The following is a 19916-nucleotide window of genomic DNA, read 5'->3' on the forward strand; positions in this document are numbered from 1 at the left end:
TCTCTAGTCGAGAGTCGGTGGAATATAAACTTACTAAGTTATTAAAAATGTGAATATTGTCCAAGGGGATAAATAGGAATCCGCCAGTCTGGGGTCAGCAGTCCGGGCAGTGGCTGTCAACAGATATACTTACTCGATCCTAAATTTATTTGCGTAGTGAGCAGATTTAAATTGTTGCTGGAAATAGAGGTGGCCGTTGTTCGAGTGTGCGCTCGCAATACTGCTGACTGGCGGCGGAGCCTGGAGCTATGCCAGCGAGCCGGTTTTGACCCTGGAAGATGCCGTCGATTTGGCAGTGACAGCTAATTTGCGGATTCAAGCGGCCGCGCTCGAAGTTAACGAGGCTTGGGATGACGTCGAGGCATTAAAAACAAGGCGCTATCCCCGGCTGGAAATGAATGCGGGAATAATCGATAACCTAACACGCCAGAGGTACACCTTCGATCGTGGCGTTTTTATGCAGAATTCTCCGATAGGCCCTATCCCCCCTCGGGACATAGAAATCACATCAGAGGAAGGTGTGACCAAGACCTTCTCCGTCAGCGCGACTCAACCTATCACACAGTTGTACACCATAGAGCTAGAGATTTGTGAGGGGTATGTTGTCACCGAAATGGCGGAGGAAAAGGTTCGCTTGGTGCAGCAGGATATAGGCTACCTCACCAAGATTCAGTATTTTGAAATCGGCAGAATCCTTGGTGATTTACAGGCCGTGGATGAAGCCATTATCTTCCTGACTTCTTTGAGTGAACTTGTTGGGAATTATGTTGCACAACAAGTTGCCCTCGAGTATGAACTGTTGGATGTGCGAGCACGCCTGGCCCAACGCAGGCTGGAGCGCCAGCGCCTTACCGATGAGATGGCGACAGCGAAGGAGCGTCTCAATGCGTTGATGGCCCGGGATGTTGAGACCCCCTTCAATATTCAGAGCCTTCCAAACCCACATCATTTAGCGTTCGATGTCGAAACCTCTTTAGGGCTTGCCTTTGAGCAGCGTCCAGATCTTGCTGAATCAGAGCTGTCGATTGAGCGGGCTGAATATAGTTACGATGTGAAGAAGTCTGAATACATCCCCGATATCGATTTGAATATTGAATACCTGAAGCTCTATGACGTCAGGTTGATACCTGATGCTGAAGCTTTTATTGCCCTGGAAATGCGCTGGGAGTTTTTTGATTGGGGGCGGAAACGGGATGAACTGTCCAGTCGTGCCAATAAAATTCTTGAAGCGGAAAAAAAGTCTGAAGAGGTTCGAAACCGAATAGAAATAGAGGTTCGTGAGAGTTTGCGTCGCTTGCGTACTTCTCAGGAGTCAGTGGGGGTTGCACGGGAATTACAGGCAGCTTATAGGGAGAAAGTGCGGGTAATGACAAATCGTTACCGCGAGCAAGCTGCCGTTCTGAGTGATGTCCTGGAGGCGGAAAAACAGCTTTTTCGTGCGAATAGCGACTACAACCGCGCGATACTGTCTGTATGGGGATCCCTGGCGGAATATGAAAGGTCGGTGGGGGAGGTGTGATAAATGCGCGTTATCTGCCTCTGTATTATCGCTATATTAGTGTCCGTTAGTGGTTGCCACCGCCAACCCCCGGAAAGAAAACCCACACCGGTAGAGGTTTTTGTTGCCCGCTCGCAAGACGCAGCAGCTGGTTATCCCTACTCTGCAGTCGTCAATCCTTATACGCAAGTTGACGTAGCTTTTCGTACAGAAGGCTATGTACGTGTAATTCCCTCGCGAAAAGCGCTGGGGCAGACTCGTTTGCTGCAAGGAGGGGACTACGTTAAGCGTCACGAAGAATTGGCTAAGATTGATGACGAGCAATACAGAGATCGCGTGGTAGAGGCTGCGGCAAATGTGAGTAAAGCGGAAGCAGAACGGCGTAAAGCTGATCTCAATTACAAACGGGCAACTGCGCTTTTTGCCACGGCTAGTATTACCGCTCCTGATTATGATTCAGCCAGGGAGGAGTATGAGATTGCTCAAGCTGCGGTGGTCGGTACCAAGGCTCATTTAGATCGGGCAGAGGAAGAGCTGCGGGATACAGTACTGCGCTCTCCACTTACGGGCATTATCCTGCAACGCAATATCGAAGTGGGTACATTGGTCCACTCGCAGTCGGTTGGCTTCGTTGTGGCTGATATTTCCCGCGTTAAGGTTGTATTTTCCGTACCGGACATCGTGTTGAGTTATGCTCCACTGGGCAGTGTGGTGTCATTGCGTACAGAGTCTTTGCCGGATCTTGTTTTTAAGGGAATGATCACTGAAGTTTCACCTATGGCAGATCCCCGCACCAGGGTTTTTGCGGTCACTGTTACCGTTGATAATCCTAAGGCGCAGTTGCGGGTAGGAATGATTATGTCTCTGGCCTTGGACAAAATACCGATACCTCCAGATAGGGTTCTCATACCACTTTCCTGCTTAGTTGCTCATCCTGAGAAATCTAAAGGATTCGCTGTATTTGTACTGGAACGAGATGGTGAAGTTTTACGAGCAAAACTAAGAAAAGTGCTCCCGGGGCAAGTAGTTGGCAATAATATTGTCATTATCCAGGGGTTAACTGAGGGCGAGGAGGTAGTATCAACGGGTGCTGCTCAGCTCAGAGATGGGGAAGCCATAATTGTCGTGCCTTGAGGGCTAGGGAATGGCAGATCAGGAAGAAAAAAGACAGGCAGAAATTATTGAGGCGGAAAGTCACCACCGTTTCAATACTGCTCGTTTTTTTGTAGATAACCCGAGTATTTCTGCTGCATTGCTGGTCACTATCCTGGTATGGGGGGTAGTTGCTTATCTCTTCATGCCGAAAAGCAAAGATCCAGATATTCCTGTGCGTATAGCGATAGCAACAACCTATTGGCCTGGTCAGTCTGCAGTTCGAGTTGAAGAGTTAGTAACGCGAAAAGTTGAAGAAGCGATTGCGCAAAGTGAATACTTGCATGAGCCAGATGCGAGAACTTTTGCAATAAAATCCTTAACGCTAAATGGTGTCTCCATGGTGCAAGCACAGCTGGCACCGAAAACTGATGTTACTAAAGCATTTAATGATCTCAATCTGAAATTAATTGATGCACAACAGCAGTTACCGTCTGGTGCGGGCAAAATTTCCCTAAATTCAGAATTCGGTGATACAGCCGCTATATTACTCAGCGTGGCGAGCCCCCGAGCGGGCCCTACAGAGATTACCTTGCGTGCAGAGGACATTAGGGAAGGTATTACAGAAGTTCGCGGACAAGAATCGAATGGTAAGGGGCGTGTCAGTATTGTTGTTGCTCTCCCTTTGTCGTTGGCTAATACGTACTCTGCAATAGGATTATGGATTTTTGCAAGTTGGCTTGAAGAGCAGGGATATGGAACAAATTTTGAAGTCTTAAATGGTGCCGGATACTTAGGGGTGGATTTCTTATCTGATAAGAGTAACAGCGAAATACTGGCAGCTACAAAACGCTACTTATCCGACAAATTAAGCGCCCAGCGCTTTTTCCCCGATGCCTGGGATCCATTCGTGGTTCGTGATCTCGCCAACACTCGTGAACATTTAACGAAAGTGGCCGGTGCAAAATATAGTTATCGGCAGCTTGATGATTTTTCTGACCTTATTGCTGCAAATATCAGAACTATTCCTGAAGTGAAAAGAGTGTTGAGAACTGGAGTGCTTACCCAGGAAGTAAAACTTCTGTATTCTCAGGAGAGGCTGGCTTCCTATGGGCTGCGACCTGATATGATTGCCCCGATTCTTAATGCGCGTAATACGACTATTCCTGGCGGCACCATCATTTCGAATGACTTGGGTATCGCCATTATGCCTAGTGGCGAATTTGGTAACCATGAGGAAATTGCCGATGTTCCCGTTGCTCTTAGTAACACAGGAACGCCGGTATATTTGCGCGGAATTGTCGATGTTATTATGGGGTATGAAACTCCGCCGCCCTTATTAAATTACTATGTCAATAAAGATGAAAACGGAGAGTGGCAGCGTAGTCGCAGTATAAATTTATCTGTGCAAATGCTGGATGGCAAACAAATAGGGGAGCTGGGGCGTAATGTTAGTGAGGTACTGGACAAGGTTAAGGTAGATCTTCCGCCAGACCTGATTATAGACCGGGTTTCTGATCAGCCTCGACAGGTCCGGGAAAGTGTAAGCCTCTTCCTGGAGGCATTGATTGAAGCCATTATTTTAGTTGTGATAATCGCTTTTATCGGATTCTCTGACTGGCGATCCGCCGTGCTTTTAATGATATCTATACCAGTAACATTAACTATGACCTTTGGGTTTATGCAGTTGTTGGGAATAGATATTCAGCAGGTATCGATTGCGGCGCTGATTATAGCCTTGGGGCTTTTGGTGGATGATCCTGTTGTTGCCAGTGATGCGATCAAGCGGCAAATGGCATCCGGTAAGCCCTCTATCATTGCCGCTTGGTTGGGGCCAACTTTACTAGCGAAAGCCATATTTTTTGCGACATTAACCAATATCGTTGCTTACCTACCATTCTTGCTATTAACCGGAAATCAGGGAGATTTTCTACATAGCCTTCCTATTGTTATGGTTTGTGCCTTAGCTGCATCCCGAATCGTTTCTATGACGTTTATTCCTTATCTGGGTAACACATTATTGCGTCCCCCGGAGCAAAAGGAGCGGAGCTTGGAGGTGAGGCGAAAAGAAGGGCTGACAGGGAGTTACTATCGGGCGGCAGGCTGGGCTATTAGTAATAGAAAGATTATTTTGTTGGTTGCCTTGGGATTGCTTGTATTTGGTGTTGTTATAAAGACCCAATTGAGGAATGCATTTTTCCCGGCGGATGTTCAGTATCTTTTTTATGTGGATGTGTGGCTACAAAATGATGCGAGTATTGATGCAACAGATAATGTTGCAAAATTAGCCGAAGAAATAATTAGAAAAACTATTGAGGACTATGAGCAAAAACACTCAAAAAAAGGGTCTGCACCTATTTTGGAGGGGATTAGCAGCACCTTGGGCGGTGGGGCGCCGCGTTTTTGGTACACAGCCAACCCTCAGCAAAAGCAGTCTAACTATGGGCAGATTATTGTCCGATTAAGTGATAAAAATCTAACATCTATCCTAATTCCACTTATCCAAAGTGCTCTTTCTGAGAGTATTCCGGGGGCGGGATTGGACGTTCGTCAACTGCAGACAAGTACAGTAGAGCACCCTGTTGAAATAAGAGTTTCGGGGCGTGTGGCTGTAGGTTCTTTGGAGGAAGAGAAGGATATTGCACTCTTGCGAGAATATGCCGCAGAAGTTAAAGAAATTATTGAGAGTTCTCCCTATGCCCGCGTAGTCCGTGCTGATTGGGCTGGAAAAAGCCTGGTATTGGATATGAATGTGATAGAGGATCGCGCCGAGATGTCAGGGGTAACTAATGCTGATATTGCCATGGCCTCATCCTCTGGCTTTAATGGTTCCAAAGTTGATACCTTACGGCAGGGAGATAAAGAAATTCCTATCGTAGCCCAGCTTCGCCTGGCAGAGCGTGGACAGCTGGAAGATGTCAACAATCTATATGTATTTGCATCTGATAGCGATATTCATATCCCACTGCGGCAAGTGGCAACAACCTCAATACTGTTTTCGACAGAGCGAATCTATAGGCTGGAAAAGTTTCGAACAATCACAGTATATGCATTCCCATATGCCGGTTTTATTTCATCAGATATTATGGCTGATATTGGGGGAGAGTTGAAGGAACTCTCTGAATCGCTACCTGCCGGATATCAACTACAGATATCTGGAGATGCGGCCAGTACGAAGCATGGATTTTTGCAGCTACTAATGATTATGGCTGTCTCTTCCAGTGCGATTTTTTTAGCTTTGGTATTTCAATTTAGCAGCCTGATAAAGCCTTTGGTTGTATTTGCCACTGTGCCATTGGGCATGGTTGGTGCATTGGTGGCCCTATATATCTCCGGCCAGCCATTTGGCTTTATGGCGTTTTTAGGGATAGTGAGCCTAATAGGAGTCATTGTCAGCCATATTATTGTTCTGTTTGATTTTATTGAGATGCGTCATGCTGCAGGAGATTCGCTTCGTCAGGCATTACTTGACGCAGGTATTCTTAGGCTGCGCCCCATTTTAATCACTATTGCGGCGACTACCTTCGCCTTGATTCCCTTAGCCATTCACGGAGGCCCTCTCTGGCGGCCATTATGTTTTGCACAAATTGGCGGACTTATCCTGGCCACTTTTGGAACACTATTCTTGGTGCCGGTAATCTATACAACCATGGTAGAGGACTTAAAGTGGATTAAGTGGGTTGAGCGTAAGTCAAAGAAGGGTAGGGACCCCAGTGATTTGGTGACTACCTAAAGTGTGGCTTCTCTCCCTTGAGTCATACTGTTAAGGTTTGATGACTCTTGCAGTTAATAATCCTATTGGCAGGAAGGAAACGGCTACTTACTGAACATCAGTTGTAAATTACCACTGATATACTCTGAGAATTGTCACTTAATGCAGCGCAGCTGGATAGTGAAAAGGCTATGTTTTGATCCTATAACCTCGACAACAGCCAGGATCAAAATGCGCCTATTAATGAAACTCCTGATACCGGCAAAGGCCGGCAATAAGTCCATTGCTGATGATAGTATGTCTGTGGCGATGAATGATTTTATCGCCTCAGCCAATCCTGAGGCTTCTTACTTCTTTTTGGAGCAAGGAAAGCGGGCAGCAATTTTTATCTTTGAGGAGAACTGTCAAGATCAGCTGATGACCTATAATGAAAAATTTTTTGCGGCCTTTGATGCTGAAATATGGATCACTCCGACCTTAAACCTTAAGGAGTTGCAGCTGAATTTATAGGCATTTTTTACGGTTGCTGTTTCTCACTTGAAAATCCGTCAGAGTATCGCAATTTTGCCTGCGTAATTCTGTGGGGTATTTAAAGGTAAATATATTATCGAATTTTTTGTGTGTTCTGTGGGCTCTAGTGGGGCTGTCAGCGTATTAAAGGGGTGCTTGTTACGCAGTGCTGAGAAGTAGGGCAGAGGGAGTTTGATGTTCGATGAGAACCCTATTTGAGAACATATTTGAAGTTATTATTCCTGTATTTATCTGTGTTCTTATTGGATACCTATTTGCGGCAAGTAAGCAAGAACTAAATTCCAAAATGGTATCCAAATTAATGGCCCATATTGGTTATCCGGCGCTGATATTGGATCATATGCTGGGCCAGAAGATAGTATTGGGTAAGTTTCTATGGATGCTGCTGGCCGCCTTCCTGATGTATTCGTTGATGTCAGTACTAGCCCTTCTACTCTTATCTTTATTTAGGCAAAATATACGTACTTACTTTTCTTGTATAAGTATGAACAATGTAGGCAATATAGGCCTTGCAGTGTGTGCGTTAGCATTTGGACATGCGGGAGTTCTATACGGAATTGCTTTTGTTGTTGTGGGAATGATCTTTTTCTTTGTTGTTGCCCCTGGAGTAACATCGGGTAGCTGGTCGGCTAAGGAAATTATGCTTAGCCCAGCAATTTACAGTGTGGTTTTTTCTATAGTCGCATTGATTTTCAATATAAGTTTACCAAAGCCCGTTATGTCATCTCTTAATATTTTGGGCGGTATGGCAATCCCTCTAATGTTATTAACCCTAGGACATAGCTTGGCCCAAATTAAGCTGGGTGATACTAAGATTGGATTGGTCTTTGCTATTGGACATATAATTCTCGGTGGCGCCGTCGCGCTTATTTTGACAAATCTGTTTAACTTTACTGGTGCTATGCGAGGGGTGCTTATTCTGCAATCCCTTATGCCATGTGCTGTTAGTACTTACCTCTGGATATCTATTTATCGCCCCCAAGATACCCCCAAGATATCCGGTATTATTTTCCTCTCAACTATTATGAGCATTTTTATTTTGCCTGTTGTGTTGACTTATTGGGTACAGTAGTTCACAGCCAGTGTTGTAGCTCCAGGCTGATTTGGGAGTGATAAGGTGGTTCACTAAACTTCTGTGTGTTGTTCATTTGGCCTTCACAATGCGTAATTCACTGCCGTAGGTAGATAATTTAGGGAGGCTTCATACTTCAATGCCAACACAGACCTCGACTGGGCGGCCATTTTGGTTGCTGTTGACTTTGCTACTTTTCCTGCTGGCAATGCCCCCCCTTGTTCTTGCGACCCCCCATCCCTTAGGGCTATCAACCAGCTCCGGTCGTGATCAGTATGCTATTAAAGAGTATTTGTTTGTTACATCTTTTCGCGTGCTCTACCTGGATAGTGCTGCGGATAAGCAGGTTGGCCTGGATAGGAAAGTGCAAGCTCCACCGATCCGCCACTTTGAAGGTGCTACTGCCAAGAACTTTCAGGAAAAGATAGCCCATAAAAAATACCACCAGATTTGTGATCGTCAGTCACCCAAAGGGTTGTCTCTTTGCGAGGAGGCGAACTGGAAGTACAAGCAAGCGAAAGCCTGTTTACAAGCCAGGGAAGCCTGGGAGGCCCGTTGGGGCAGGCCGGATACTCAAGCTCCACATGGGAGAGCCCTGAAGAATGTCCGGGCTCGGCTTAAAAATGCTATTACTGATAAAGAACGCCTTTGTGGTATTGAATAGACTTCTAATAGACAGCGATGCTTTGATAGCTTGTCATGTTCGCTATGTAGTTGACGAGATAAAGGTGTGTCGAAAAAGTGGTCCGTGTAAACTAACGTGAATTCTACAGCTGAGAAATAGGCCTCCATTGAAAGGACGTATATTACTAACCGGCGCTAGTGGCTTTGTGGGAACCGCACTCTTGCCGCAGCTTCGCAAAGACGGTTACCAGGTTTTGCCGGTGTATCGCCGGGAAGTTGAGGGCGGCTTTCAGATCGGTGACCTGTCAAGCAATACGGATTGGGCTCAGGGGCTTGTTGATATAGATACAGTCATTCACACCGCAGCACGTGTCCATGTAATGACGGAGACATCTGCTAACCCTCTGGAGGAATTCCGTCGGGTGAATGTCGGGGGCACTATCAAGCTGGCACAGCAGGCGGCTTCATCTGGTGTTAGACGTTTTATTTATCTTAGTTCTATTAAGGTTAACGGGGAGTCTACCGACAACCGCTTACCATTTAATGCGGATGAACAATGTGATCCTACGGATCCCTATGGGATTTCAAAGAAGGAGGCCGAAGACGCACTGCTTGAGCTGGCTGAGTCAACAGAGATGGAAGTCGTTATTATCCGCCCACCTCTGGTCTATGGCCCTGGGGTCAAGGCGAACTTCCAAGTGATGATGCGTTGGCTTACCAAGGGAATCCCACTGCCACTTGGGGCTATTAATAATCGCCGAAGCTTGGTATCTATCGGTAATTTGATCGACTTGATCCGCGTTTGCATTTCTCACCCCAATGCGGCAAACCAGGTATTTCTGGTATCCGATGATTTGGATGTATCGGTAACAGATTTGTTGCGTGGTTTATCCCATGCCATGGGATGTGATGCTCGACTATTGCCTCTTCCCCAATTCGCACTCACCAGTGCGCTGAAGCTAATAGGAAGGGGGGCAGTTGCCGAGCGCTTGTGCGGTTCACTACAAGTGGATATCACTAAAACCAAAGAGTTGCTTGACTGGACCCCCCCGGTGGCCTTAGGTGAAGGTCTGGCGGAGACTGCACAGGCATATTGCCAGGCAGGAAACTCTCAGTCCCCACAAAAGAGCACTTAGTCAACATTTATTGCCTACGGAGAGGGGTAGTCACCCCTCGTAATTGGCAACCGCAGCGTAAAAACCAAGCAAGTAGGTTGCTGGAACCTCAATGGTAGAGCTGTGCCCGGATCTTGCTCTCAGTTTAAGTTTGAGTTTATCTCGATTGCGCACCGAAGCCTGTATTTGTTCCTCAGTGAGAGCAATATCCAGAATCTCTTCAAGCATACATTCATTACCACTTACGCATTGAAGGACATTTTTGTTAATAGGGGCCGTCTCTACTGGTTGTCCGCCATTTAACTCCGCAGACTCATAGTGACGCCACGCCTTGCGATAGGTGATATGGATCTGTAGATGGTACTTCGTTGGCTCGTTAGCAGCGGGTTCAAATGCGCGGAGGTTGTAGTAGTAGAGGTTCAGGTCAGAGCCATCAGTAGTGGCCTGTAATTTCGGTCCTGAGAACTGAGTACCAGAATTTTCCCCACTAGCTTGGATAGATACGGCCTGCCTGATTTCCCCTGCCGTTTTTTCCGAGAGCTGAGTGACTGAGCTACAGCCAACCAATAAAATCGCTACCAGAGTTAGTGTGAATTTGGTCATGGGTCTTCCCTGTTTTCTTTTCACTTCTTTTGGGGCGAAAGTATCGCATAGTTGGGGTGCTGGCTGAAATTTTACGTAAATCTTTATACTCTAGGAGGGCAGTGGCATCAATTGACAACTTCGGAGGGAGCTTTTTAGTTGCAAATAATAGGGCGTATCAGAGGGTAATTGGCCGTCTATTCAGTATTCTAGATTTTGAAAATAGGAACATCAAAAGGCGGTATCTACCTTGCGATACTTTACGAGATACCGCCTTTGCAGTTGAGCTTGTATTTCACGCTGTGTAGATGGATTTTTTCCCAACAATGATAACCGAATCAGCTGGTACAGTTGTATTTTCAAAAGGAATTTGTTCTTCGTCAAAGTAATAGGACTCTACGGTATCAAAGCCCGCATTTTTCATAAGAGATTTAATTTCTTCCGTAGAGCGTATATGAAATTTAAATTGAGTGAAGGGTATTTTTTTGAGCGATTTATCTGAACGAATCCCGAAAACTGCTCGCCCTCCAGGTGAAAGCCAGTTGCTAATATGACTGAAAAAGCTTAATAAATCGTCGATAAAGTACAGAATATTAACTCCGATAACACCGTCAACGCTTCCATCTTTAAGCTGGACTTCCAGGCAATCACCACAAATTACTTCCGCTGCACACTGGCTGCCTCTTAGTGTTTCTCGAAGTTCACTGGCCATAACTTCTGACATTTCAATACCTAAATAGTGGCCATTAATGCCTAACCCGCTCAATATCGGTAGCGACAGCGACCCATTACCTGGTCCGATTTCGACGATTGACTCATCTTTTTGCGGCGATAACTTTTGAATGGTTTGATTGGTAATAAGCTGATTGAGCATACTCATTTTGTTGCCCATTTCAATGCCAGCCTCTCCCTCAGGGCATGAAAGCTGGTTTGCGATAGATTCTAGATCTTGGTTTTCCATTAGTAATTTCTTTGTTGTCGGTCTCAGTTATATCGCCAGGAGTATAACCCTGAAGTTTAAATAGTGTTTCCTTTTCTTAGTAGGGCTTTAGATTCACAAGAAATTGTGCCGAATGCCAGGGCCCCATTCACAGTCATACCCAAGAATGATGATTGTGTGTTATTCCGTCTTGAAAGCAGGAGTGGACTCGGTAGAGTTAAGCGATAGATTATCAAGTGAGAAGATTGAGGGGGGGTTATAGTTCTGACGTTTCTAATGACAATCGAGAAGTGTTATAGGCTAGCAGGGTGCAATAAACTTCGATGCTTACTTCCGACCGACTCTGGCGGTGAGAGTAAAGGCCGGTAAAATGAAGAGAGCCTGGCTCTGAGCTATGGGTGGCACTTTCTTCTCTACAACACTTTGTGGTAATAGCCTGGGATATTTTGCCAAGGCTGCTTTTTGCGCACATTCACAAACATAACGGTGCAGTCCCAGCAGCACTGCCCGCATTGCGCCTTGATGCTTTTATAGTAGTGACAAGCTTCCCGAGGTGGAGTTCGCGGGGATGCAAATGGATATCATCTGGTAGGCAAATCCTTGGGCCGAGCACCAGCATGCTGGAAAAATCATTAAACGAATTGTGCGGTACCTGTTTCTAGGGTTAACTGACGGGCTTGCCGTTGTAGGGTAAGCGATCAATGTCCCGGCAACCATCTTTGAGGCGCTGGAGAGTGCCGGTGGACAGTCTGGCTATTCGTAGATGAGCAGCTACTGAGCGCAGACGACACGTCCCGTTGCTGATAACTGGCATTGGTGCTAAGCGGGGCTTGTATGCATTCCCGCAGCCAGGCTCCCTAGTGGATCTGGGTTTTGTAAAAGGCCTGCCGCATAGTCCGTTTATTAGTTCGGCACTTGCGCTGGGGCCACCAACTGTTATCGCAGTTGGGGATAGCTTATTTATTGCCGATCTAGCATGTGGCCAGTCATTATCGCATCGATGGCTCGGGAAATATTAGCGAGTAATGCAAGGCAGTAGCTGGACTCTTTGCCAAATAGAAGCAATGCCTAGTAGTGACGGACAGCGACACCGTTTAGGTGGGCAATGGATTTAACAAATTGCAGCACATTCTGGCTGAATTAATCAAAGTGATCAGCGCCATTGCCAATGCGGCCGCAGGCCTTACCCGCGAGCACATTGGCAATGGTACCCCGAAGGCGACCAAGGAATTTGGCTAGGCTGGGGACCTCAACGGGGCAGAAGGGCGACGCGAACAAGCAGGATACTGAACTGGCGACGATTGTGGGTTGATATCCCAGAATATTGTATCGTTTGAGCTCGCTCTTCATTACAAAACACCAGCGCTAGAATACTAATTTTCCCGAAACAAGGTGGCATGCGATTGTGGTCGCCACAAATATTCGGGACTTGAAGACTCTTCGTAATCGGTGTCGCAAACTGCTAGATTGAACCTGTACGGCTGAGTTTGAGAATATGAGCCCAATGAATGGCGGCGCCGCTTCCATGCATGTTACGGGTGACTTTTTCCGACTGCCATTTGTTCAGATTTGCAGTCAAATCCTCAGCCATTTGCTTTTCTTTGGATGAAACGAAGTCAAGCTCCTTAAGTATTGATCTGGTACGGTCAAATAGGACTTCGTTTGGATGCGCTTTCCCCTTTCCGAAGAAAAGTGATTTGGCCCATTTTATCCCAGAAAGGTTTTGCTCAGAGGTGTTTAGATCCAGTTCGGATTGAATAGGGGTTGCCTGGCCTGGCTCCAATACCGGAATGTCTATTGAGTTGGGCAAGTTTTCCAGCATATCTGACGAAGGCATCTTTTTCTGTGTGTCATAGGGCATTGTCACAAGATCGGGGCAGCACACATGCATGATATCGTAAAGGACCTGGCCGTTGCCGACACGCAATGGGTTTGCACTCAGGACAAGTTGATAAAAGTACTTACTACCAAGTGTGACGCCCATCACCTCAGTGCGGGGCATCTTTGCTGCGTGATGGCGACTTCTGTTTGCCCGATAGTGGCGGATTGACATTTCAATGCCGCGATTTTCAGGCAACGCCGCCGACTTCTCGGTATTGGAGATAATGTCACCCATCCATGCCTTGAAGTTTTCGGTCGTTGAAAAATGGTTCTGGTAGCCAAAGAGGAAGCTTACAAAATTCGTGGAGCCGAATTTTAGATAGAAATCCCGGTGATCCTCACCGCCTGCACCCGGAAAATTTACAACTCGCCCTTGGTTATTACCAAGCGACAGAATATGGGGTGCATACCGTCCCAGGTTGTAGTCCAGCCAATTCTCGACGCTTTGCTCAGCAGGAAGACCTATCCGCTGAATTTTCATCCCTGCATTTAACTTTAAGCCAAACTTGTGGGCAATCCGCGTAGCGCAGTCGTAATCTTCCTCCTTACGCTTGATCGAATGAAAAAGAATCGAACCATCAGTGAATGCATTTTCCAAGCCATAGGTTTTTACAGTGTAGATGAGCAGAGCTAGCACCACTCTACTATCCAGCCCGCCTGTTAAGTCTAAGCGAATAACGCGGCCTGATTGTAAAATAGCCGCGATGCGGGAAGACCAAACCGAGACGAATTGTGCAATTGCTTCTTCGTAGTTCATTTCCTGAAAGAAATTACGATTTTTCGAAGCGAGCTTGAGGCCTGACTGCCTAATTTCAAGAGTCTCTGATGCAGAAAGTTGCTTGATTTCTTTATAAATGGTCTGCTCAGACACTGACTGGAGGCAAAATGTACGTTGAGAGTACCAAGAGCGTAAGTGGTGGGGAAGAATGGTTAAATTCCAGCCACGTTTTTTTGCAACCTGCACTAGCTGTCGGAAAGAACTACAGACAGCCCAGTTATCACCGCTCTGATAAAAATAGACTGGGAAATACCCGCGATAATCTGTTTCCAAAACAGCGCAATCGTTTTTTAAACGTACATGAGCATAGCACCCATCACTGTCTGCCTCAAAGGGTGTGCTGTTTTTATTCAGTAAGCTGTTATATACGAAATTAGTACCAGAAAACGCATAGCCCCATACTTGTTCTTTGTTCGGAAGATTACCTTGGTCAAAAAAGAAATCTTGATTTTGCATTATTGATTTTCCAAAAACATCAAATTCTATAATACCATTTTTTAGATGTTGGTAATTAATAATCTTGGCAGGGTGACGTTTCCGTTGGTAAAAAATCTATTGCGAGGTGTTGTTTTGAATTTTTTCGGGGGGGTAAGAAAGCCTATTTGAAATCTTTCTTTACAATTAGATTTAATAGAGTTGTATGCTTTTTAACTTGTACCATTGTCTCTCTTTGCCGCTTGCATTGTGTTTTTGTTTTGCTCTTTCACCTATAAAATTCGCTAGTTATTTGTGATTCCCTGCCGCAAGATTCTTAGCCTCAATGAATTTAGTTTATTAGGTTCAAGTTTTATTGGATGATCTGTCGTCAGGTGGAATTCACTTTACTTCAATGTGCCCTGACCGATATGCAAGGTGGCTAAGTTGATGTAAACCCTCTAAGACTATTTGAGAGTGAGAGCCCGTATATCTTGCTCCTTTTGTTTTTACTTGATTGGTAATTGTGTAAGCTAAAGGGTCGCCGTTTACTTCTCCTGATTCTTGGGGCGCTCTTAGTTTGTGAAATGACTCAAGCGGCGCTTGAGTTGGTGCGAGGTATGTGGTCAAAGTAGATTTCACGGCGTGGAGCGTTTTTAGGTGCTCGGAATATATTTTCACCGATTTAGAACCTCAGAATACTGGTGCGGGCTGTATGAATTGAGGCAGGGCATAAGTCGCCACGAAGAAGCTCAAAGGCTCGAAGCTCCAATGTATGCGTTTGCTGGCTGTGTCGGGGTATGAGCCGCCATCTCGAAACCAATGCCTATAGAGGTAGTAATTAGGGGGAGTAATCTGAGGCACCGAAAGCTCAATTTTCAGCTTTGGCTCAATCATGGTTTTCCATCGTAGTCAGAATGATAGCCGAGGCCTCTAGTTAACCGAATGGTTGACTAGGTGATGGATGCGAATGACTGATAGTGGGATGCCCAGCTATAGAGCTGGTGCTCTTATATATGCGCACATCTCTTCTTTGCTGCCTGCTATTAGGCCGGCCTTTTTAGCGGGCAATTGACCTATAAGCTTAGGGGTGTGCTCCATACTGTACCCGGTGCAAGTGGCAGCCTACGGATCTTCCAATTCGGTAATAACTAACTTGTGCCTTTACCTTTTTTCACTTCAGCTAATGCCTTGGGGATTACTTGTATTGCCTTTGTGTATAAGTTTTTCGGGGCTGCGTCATTTGGCCGAGTTGTGATTTACTTTTCTTTATCCGCTAGTGGTCTGTTGCTCATCGTCATCGTCTTCATCCAGATCAATGATCATTTTTCTATCTCTACCACTTTTACAGGACGTCAAACCTTTAGGTTCGTTGATCTTGCCTTTCTCCGCTCTCACTTGTTGAGTCAGCTTCTCTAGCCTAGCTCTTGCTCGCTCTTCTTTGGAAAGCCCTTTGAGTTTCTCATGATGAGCAGTATTGAGGTCTTTGATATTGTTATTTATCAAATAATTGTCCGGATACAATTATCGCTTATGCGGTTGCGCTGGAGTCTTTTGTGTTCATAGCAATCTCGGACATTGCTATTTATGAGGAGGGATGTGATTTTTACTCACGTAGAGCCGAGAAGAGTGGCGTGGGCGTATAGGGTCAAAATGTGGCTCACCAGCTTCTGGTGGTCCCTCAATGTAGTTCCATCTGCAATAGGTTGGGCGCCCCATGATAAAGCTTGCCAAGTGGCTGACAGCTCAAGTGGCAGATTCAAATCGTTTGGGGGATTTAAGCTTTCAGTCTGGCCCAGAAGAGGGGCAGCCCCTGTTAGGATGATTTTCCCATTGCTGGAAAGAGGTACTATCGACAAGTGTGAGGTGAGTATCTGGCATCCCTCGTGTGTCATTAGCCATTTGGGTTTATTGCCGCCTGAGTTCAATATATCTGAGCTCTAGCTCCTCGCGCATGTTTAGCTTATAGCCCGCGATATAAATTCATTTTCAAATGGCTTTTCTACTTTTCTTTCGTAGCTTGGAGGAGAGTACCGGCGCTATGAAGGCATACACTTCCCGCCTCATTGGCAACAAGAGATGAATTTGCGTTGAGGCTTTGTTGAGATCTATACGAAAAAGGGCGGTACCAAGAAAATTGGTACCACCCTTTGTTGCTTGTAAGTCAATGATTTACAAGACTTTATATGGCGGTGGGGCAGGGATTCGAACCCTGGGACCTGTTACAGTCAACGGTTTTCAAGACCGCCGCTTTCGACCACTCAGCCACCCCACCAAATTGTGCTGCGCATTATACATGGCTTCCGGGGATGTACAAGCGCCATTTTGATTTTTTTTATATAGTTCAATAAGTTAGGTGATTTATTGACCAGTTCAAGGCTTACTGTCAGGTTGATAAGGCCGCCCTGGCCATTGGCTGGGGCGGCTTGGCAGCTATCGCTTAGCTCGCTTCTGCAGAGTCGCGATCGATATCTGCGTTGGCATCAATTTTCACGGCCTTGCGGCTGATACGCGGGTCGTTGGCCGGGCGGGCGAGGGCGCGTGGATTGTGCTCAATCGCTGCCGGCTGTGCGGTATCCAGCGGCTGCTGGGAGCCCACTTCACGGCGCTCAGTAACAATTGAGAATTCACCCAGTGGTTTGGGGTTGATGCGCGGATCATTTACTGCGCGTCCCTGGCTAGGTGCGGTCGGTTTCTCTTCGGAAGCTGCCTGCTCGGCGGCAACAATTTCTTCCCGAACTTCCGGCTCGCTGGTGCCTGCCTGTTCCTGTAAAGCTTCAGCTGCAGCTTGTGCTTCCTCAAGCACGATTTCCTCTGCTGCTTCTACTTCTGGCTTGGCAGGAGTGGTTTCAGCTTTGGGGGCAGCCGGAACTTCTGCCGTGGTGGCTTTTTGTTCTGGCGCTTGCTCTACAGGCTTGGCCGGCTCGGCAGCTGGCGCAGCTGCTTTTTCTACCGGGGTAGCTTTGGGTTTGGGCTGAGTAGGCTGCTGTTGCTGCTCGGAGGCGGCTGCTTTGGCTGCCTGCGGGGCGCTTTGTGGTTGGGCTGCAGGCTTCTGGGCCTCTCGTGCTTCAGATTTTTCCTCGTGAGCAGTTCGCACCGGCATTGTGATGGCGGGCTGAGCTGCTTGCTTGGGGGCTCTCTGAGGCTTCTGAGAGTCTTTCGCCTTTGGCTTGGGCGCCTCGGTACGAGCCTCTTTTACGACTTCCTTGGTCTTGCGGGCTTCGCTTTCAGCTTCGTCAATGGCTTCGTGAACTTCGCGATTCAGCTCTTCCTGGCTGTGAGCTACCGCGGTTGCTGCGGTGTTCTCACTGCGGCGTCCGCCTCGACGGCGCGCCTGAGGGCGGCCGCGCACATTGCTCGGGCGACGCGCTGGACGTTGCTGATCGGAAGCGTCTCCGGCTTGTTCGTTGGTATCAACGGTATTTTGGGTTTCAGCAGTTTGAGTGCGGTTGTCGCTGCGGCGGTTGTCGTTGCGGCGACGGCGACGTCTGCGCTGACCTTCACCCTGGCGATCGGAGGCGCTGTCATGCTCGTCCAGCTTGGCGCTGCGCTTATCTTCACGTTGGTCGTCGCGTTTATTGTCTTCGCGGCGATCATCTTTGCGGCGCGCGGGGCGGCCGCTGCGGTTGTTGCGATTTCCGCGCTGGTTGCGATTGCGGTTGCGCTGCTGGTAGTCCTTGCCGCGGCCTTTGGACTTTTGATGCTTCTTCGGCTCTTCCTCTTCTGCGGTGAAGAAGGAGGCGATAGCGCTAATCAATCGACTGAAGAGTCCAGGCTCTTCCTTTTTCTCCGGAGTGGGTGCTGGAGCGGTGTGGGCAATTTGCTGCACGGCCGCTTGCACTGGAGCTGGACGCTGTGGCTTTTCCTCTTTCTTGGTCACTGTCTCTTCGGCAGTGCCAGAAATCTTGTAGGAGGTTTCCAGGGTGGCAGTGTCATCGTCACGTAGGCGCTGAACTTCAAAGTGCGGCGTTTCCATTTCTGCGCTGGGCACAACTACTACGCGAGTGGAATTGCGGGACTCGATCTGGGAGATCGTTTTACGCTTTTCGTTCAGTAGGTAGGTTGCGACATTCACCGGGGTAATTGCACGGATCTCGGCGCTGCGCTCTTTCTTCGCTTCCTCTTCTACCAAGCGGAGAATTGAGAGAGCCAGAGACTTGGTGCCGCGAATAGTGCCTTGACCGCTACAGCGGGGGCAAACGCGGAAGGTGGTTTCACCCAGGGATGGGCGCAGGCGCTGGCGGGACATTTCCAAAAGTCCGAAGCGGGAGATGCGGCCAACCTGAACGCGGGCGCGGTCCATGCTGAGGGCCTTCTCCATACGCTTTTCAACTTCGCGCTGGTTGGACTTGCTCTGCATGTCGATAAAGTCGATTACAACTAGTCCGCCCATATCGCGCAGGCGCAGCTGGCGAGCGATTTCGTCGGCGGCTTCCAGGTTGATATTGCGCGCGGTCTCTTCGATATCGCCGCCCTTGGTTGCGCGGGAGGAGTTGATATCGATAGATACCAGAGCCTCTGTCACATCGATAACAATGGAGCCACCGGAGGGGAGCTTCACTTCGCGCTCGAACGCTGTCTCAATCTGGCTTTCAATTTGATAGCGATTGAACAGCGGGATGGCGTCTTCGTAGTACTTCACCTTATTGGCGTAGTGGGGCATTACCTGGCGGGCAAACTCTGCGGCCAGCTCAAAGGCGCCTTTGTCGTCGACAATAACTTCGCCGATATCATCGCGCATGTAGTCGCGGATGGCGCGGATAATGACGTTGCTTTCCTGGAACAGGAAGTGTGGCGCTTTGGAGGTATCAGCTTCTTCTTTGATGGCGTTCCAAAGTTGCAGCAGGTAGTTGAGGTCCCATTGCAGCTCGTCACCGCTGCGGCCAACGCCGGCGGTGCGCACGATGATGCCCATGCCTGAGGGGACGTCTACACTGGCCAGTGCGTCGCGGAGCTCGGAGCGCTCATCACCTTCAATGCGGCGGGAAATGCCACCGGCACGAGGGTTGTTGGGCATTAACACCAAGTAGCGGCCGGCGAGGCTGACAAAGGTGGTGAGGGCGGCGCCTTTGTTGCCGCGCTCTTCTTTGTCCACCTGGACAATAACTTCCATGCCTTCTTTGACAACATCTTTGATTTTGATGCGGCCTTCGATGTCTTTGGGCTGCTTGAGGAAGTACTCGCGAGAGATTTCTTTCAGGGGGAGGAACCCGTGGCGCTCTTCGCCGTAGTCGACGAATGCAGCTTCGAGGGAGGGTTCTACACGGGTAATCTTACCTTTGTAGATGTTCGCTTTTTTCTGCTGGCGGGTTCGGTTCTCAATATCTAAATCATAGAGCCACTGGCCGTCGACCAGGGCAACACGCAACTCTTCAGGTTGGGTTGCGTTGATTAGCATTCTTTTCATGCGTGTCGTTTTCCTTGCGTTGCGCAAAGGTGTGACACCGCTACTCACAGGCTTGCTTGTTGGCTGTCCGGTGGAGAGGACCACCAGGCAGGGCAGGGAAAATAAGGTATGCCAGCTCTACCGCGCCATGGATCTATGCGGCTTGTTGAGACTGACATTTGCCTATTATTCGCTCTGCAAAAACTCCGGATACGCGCTGTTATTGTGCTATCCGTTGGTACCTTTAATACCTTTTGTTAGTACTGCCCTGTACCTGTGCTGCAGGCTTCT

The 19916-nt window shown here is 47.8% G+C and carries 12 protein-coding genes and 1 tRNA gene; 7 read left to right on the top strand and 6 right to left on the bottom strand.

The window, feature by feature from the left end; all coding sequences use genetic code 11:
* Positions 1 to 196: 196 nt before the first annotated feature.
* The 7 genes from ACJJI6_RS03150 (at position 197) to ACJJI6_RS03180 (ending at position 9665) form a co-directional block, all read left to right on the top strand.
* Positions 197 to 1519: a TolC family protein gene (locus ACJJI6_RS03150; protein ID WP_475712479.1), complete on the top strand. Its 1323-nt coding sequence runs from the start codon at positions 197 to 199 to the stop codon at positions 1517 to 1519.
* 3 nt (positions 1520 to 1522) lie between these two features.
* Positions 1523 to 2632, top strand: a complete 1110-nt coding sequence (locus ACJJI6_RS03155; protein WP_475712480.1) for an efflux RND transporter periplasmic adaptor subunit — start codon at positions 1523 to 1525, stop codon at positions 2630 to 2632.
* A 10-nt stretch (positions 2633 to 2642) separates the two neighbouring features.
* The gene (locus ACJJI6_RS03160; RefSeq protein WP_475712481.1) at positions 2643 to 6323 is read left to right on the top strand and encodes an efflux RND transporter permease subunit; all 3681 of its coding nucleotides are present in this window, start codon (positions 2643 to 2645) and stop codon (positions 6321 to 6323) included.
* A 141-nt stretch (positions 6324 to 6464) separates the two neighbouring features.
* Entirely contained in the window at positions 6465 to 6812 is a 348-nt protein-coding gene (locus ACJJI6_RS03165; protein ID WP_444941461.1) for a hypothetical protein, read from the top strand.
* A 202-nt stretch (positions 6813 to 7014) separates the two neighbouring features.
* Positions 7015 to 7905 (top strand): AEC family transporter, encoded by an 891-nt coding sequence (locus ACJJI6_RS03170; RefSeq protein WP_444917495.1) that lies wholly within the window; start codon positions 7015 to 7017, stop codon positions 7903 to 7905.
* 139 nt (positions 7906 to 8044) lie between these two features.
* Positions 8045 to 8569, top strand: a complete 525-nt coding sequence (locus tag ACJJI6_RS03175) for a hypothetical protein (RefSeq protein WP_444917494.1) — start codon at positions 8045 to 8047, stop codon at positions 8567 to 8569.
* A 127-nt stretch (positions 8570 to 8696) separates the two neighbouring features.
* Positions 8697 to 9665 (top strand): UDP-glucose 4-epimerase family protein, encoded by a 969-nt coding sequence (locus tag ACJJI6_RS03180; RefSeq protein WP_475712482.1) that lies wholly within the window; start codon positions 8697 to 8699, stop codon positions 9663 to 9665.
* 30 nt (positions 9666 to 9695) lie between these two features.
* On the opposite strand, the gene ACJJI6_RS03185 is transcribed toward ACJJI6_RS03180, so the two are convergent.
* The 6 genes from ACJJI6_RS03185 to rne form a co-directional block, all read right to left on the bottom strand.
* Positions 9696 to 10247, bottom strand: coding sequence for a hypothetical protein (locus tag ACJJI6_RS03185; protein ID WP_444917492.1), 552 nt, complete (start codon positions 10245 to 10247; stop codon positions 9696 to 9698).
* Between the two features lie 274 nt (positions 10248 to 10521).
* Positions 10522 to 11187, bottom strand: coding sequence for a class I SAM-dependent methyltransferase (locus ACJJI6_RS03190; protein ID WP_444917491.1), 666 nt, complete (start codon positions 11185 to 11187; stop codon positions 10522 to 10524).
* Between the two features lie 1441 nt (positions 11188 to 12628).
* Positions 12629 to 14281 carry an asparagine synthetase B family protein gene (locus tag ACJJI6_RS03195; RefSeq protein ID WP_475712483.1) on the bottom strand — a complete coding sequence of 551 codons (1653 nt, stop codon included), beginning with the start codon at positions 14279 to 14281 and terminating at the stop codon, positions 12629 to 12631.
* Positions 14282 to 15508: 1227 nt separating this feature from the next.
* On the bottom strand, positions 15509 to 15745 hold the full coding sequence (locus ACJJI6_RS03200) for a hypothetical protein (protein ID WP_475712484.1): 237 nt from the start codon (positions 15743 to 15745) through the stop codon (positions 15509 to 15511).
* 681 nt (positions 15746 to 16426) lie between these two features.
* A tRNA-Ser gene (locus ACJJI6_RS03205) sits at positions 16427 to 16514 on the bottom strand.
* 165 nt (positions 16515 to 16679) lie between these two features.
* Positions 16680 to 19646 (bottom strand): ribonuclease E, encoded by a 2967-nt coding sequence (gene rne, locus ACJJI6_RS03210; protein WP_475712485.1) that lies wholly within the window; start codon positions 19644 to 19646, stop codon positions 16680 to 16682.
* Between the last annotated feature and the right edge of the window lie 270 nt (positions 19647 to 19916).

It is taken from the genome of Microbulbifer maximicatervae (SeqCode), from assembly GCF_056232625.1.

Excerpts from the sequence above, each read along its gene's own strand:
- rne (WP_475712485.1), bottom strand. The coding sequence starts at position 19,646 with ATGAAAAGAATGCTAATCAACGCAACCCAACCTGAAGAGTTGCGTGTT.
- ACJJI6_RS03195 (WP_475712483.1), bottom strand. The coding sequence starts at position 14,281 with ATGCAAAATCAAGATTTCTTTTTTGACCAAGGTAATCTTCCGAACAAA.
- ACJJI6_RS03155 (WP_475712480.1), top strand. The coding sequence starts at position 1,523 with ATGCGCGTTATCTGCCTCTGTATTATCGCTATATTAGTGTCCGTTAGT.
- ACJJI6_RS03175 (WP_444917494.1), top strand. The coding sequence starts at position 8,045 with ATGCCAACACAGACCTCGACTGGGCGGCCATTTTGGTTGCTGTTGACT.
- ACJJI6_RS03190 (WP_444917491.1), bottom strand. The coding sequence starts at position 11,187 with ATGGAAAACCAAGATCTAGAATCTATCGCAAACCAGCTTTCATGCCCT.
- ACJJI6_RS03185 (WP_444917492.1), bottom strand. The coding sequence starts at position 10,247 with ATGACCAAATTCACACTAACTCTGGTAGCGATTTTATTGGTTGGCTGT.
- ACJJI6_RS03160 (WP_475712481.1), top strand. The coding sequence starts at position 2,643 with ATGGCAGATCAGGAAGAAAAAAGACAGGCAGAAATTATTGAGGCGGAA.
- ACJJI6_RS03165 (WP_444941461.1), top strand. The coding sequence starts at position 6,465 with ATGCAGCGCAGCTGGATAGTGAAAAGGCTATGTTTTGATCCTATAACC.
- ACJJI6_RS03170 (WP_444917495.1), top strand. The coding sequence starts at position 7,015 with ATGAGAACCCTATTTGAGAACATATTTGAAGTTATTATTCCTGTATTT.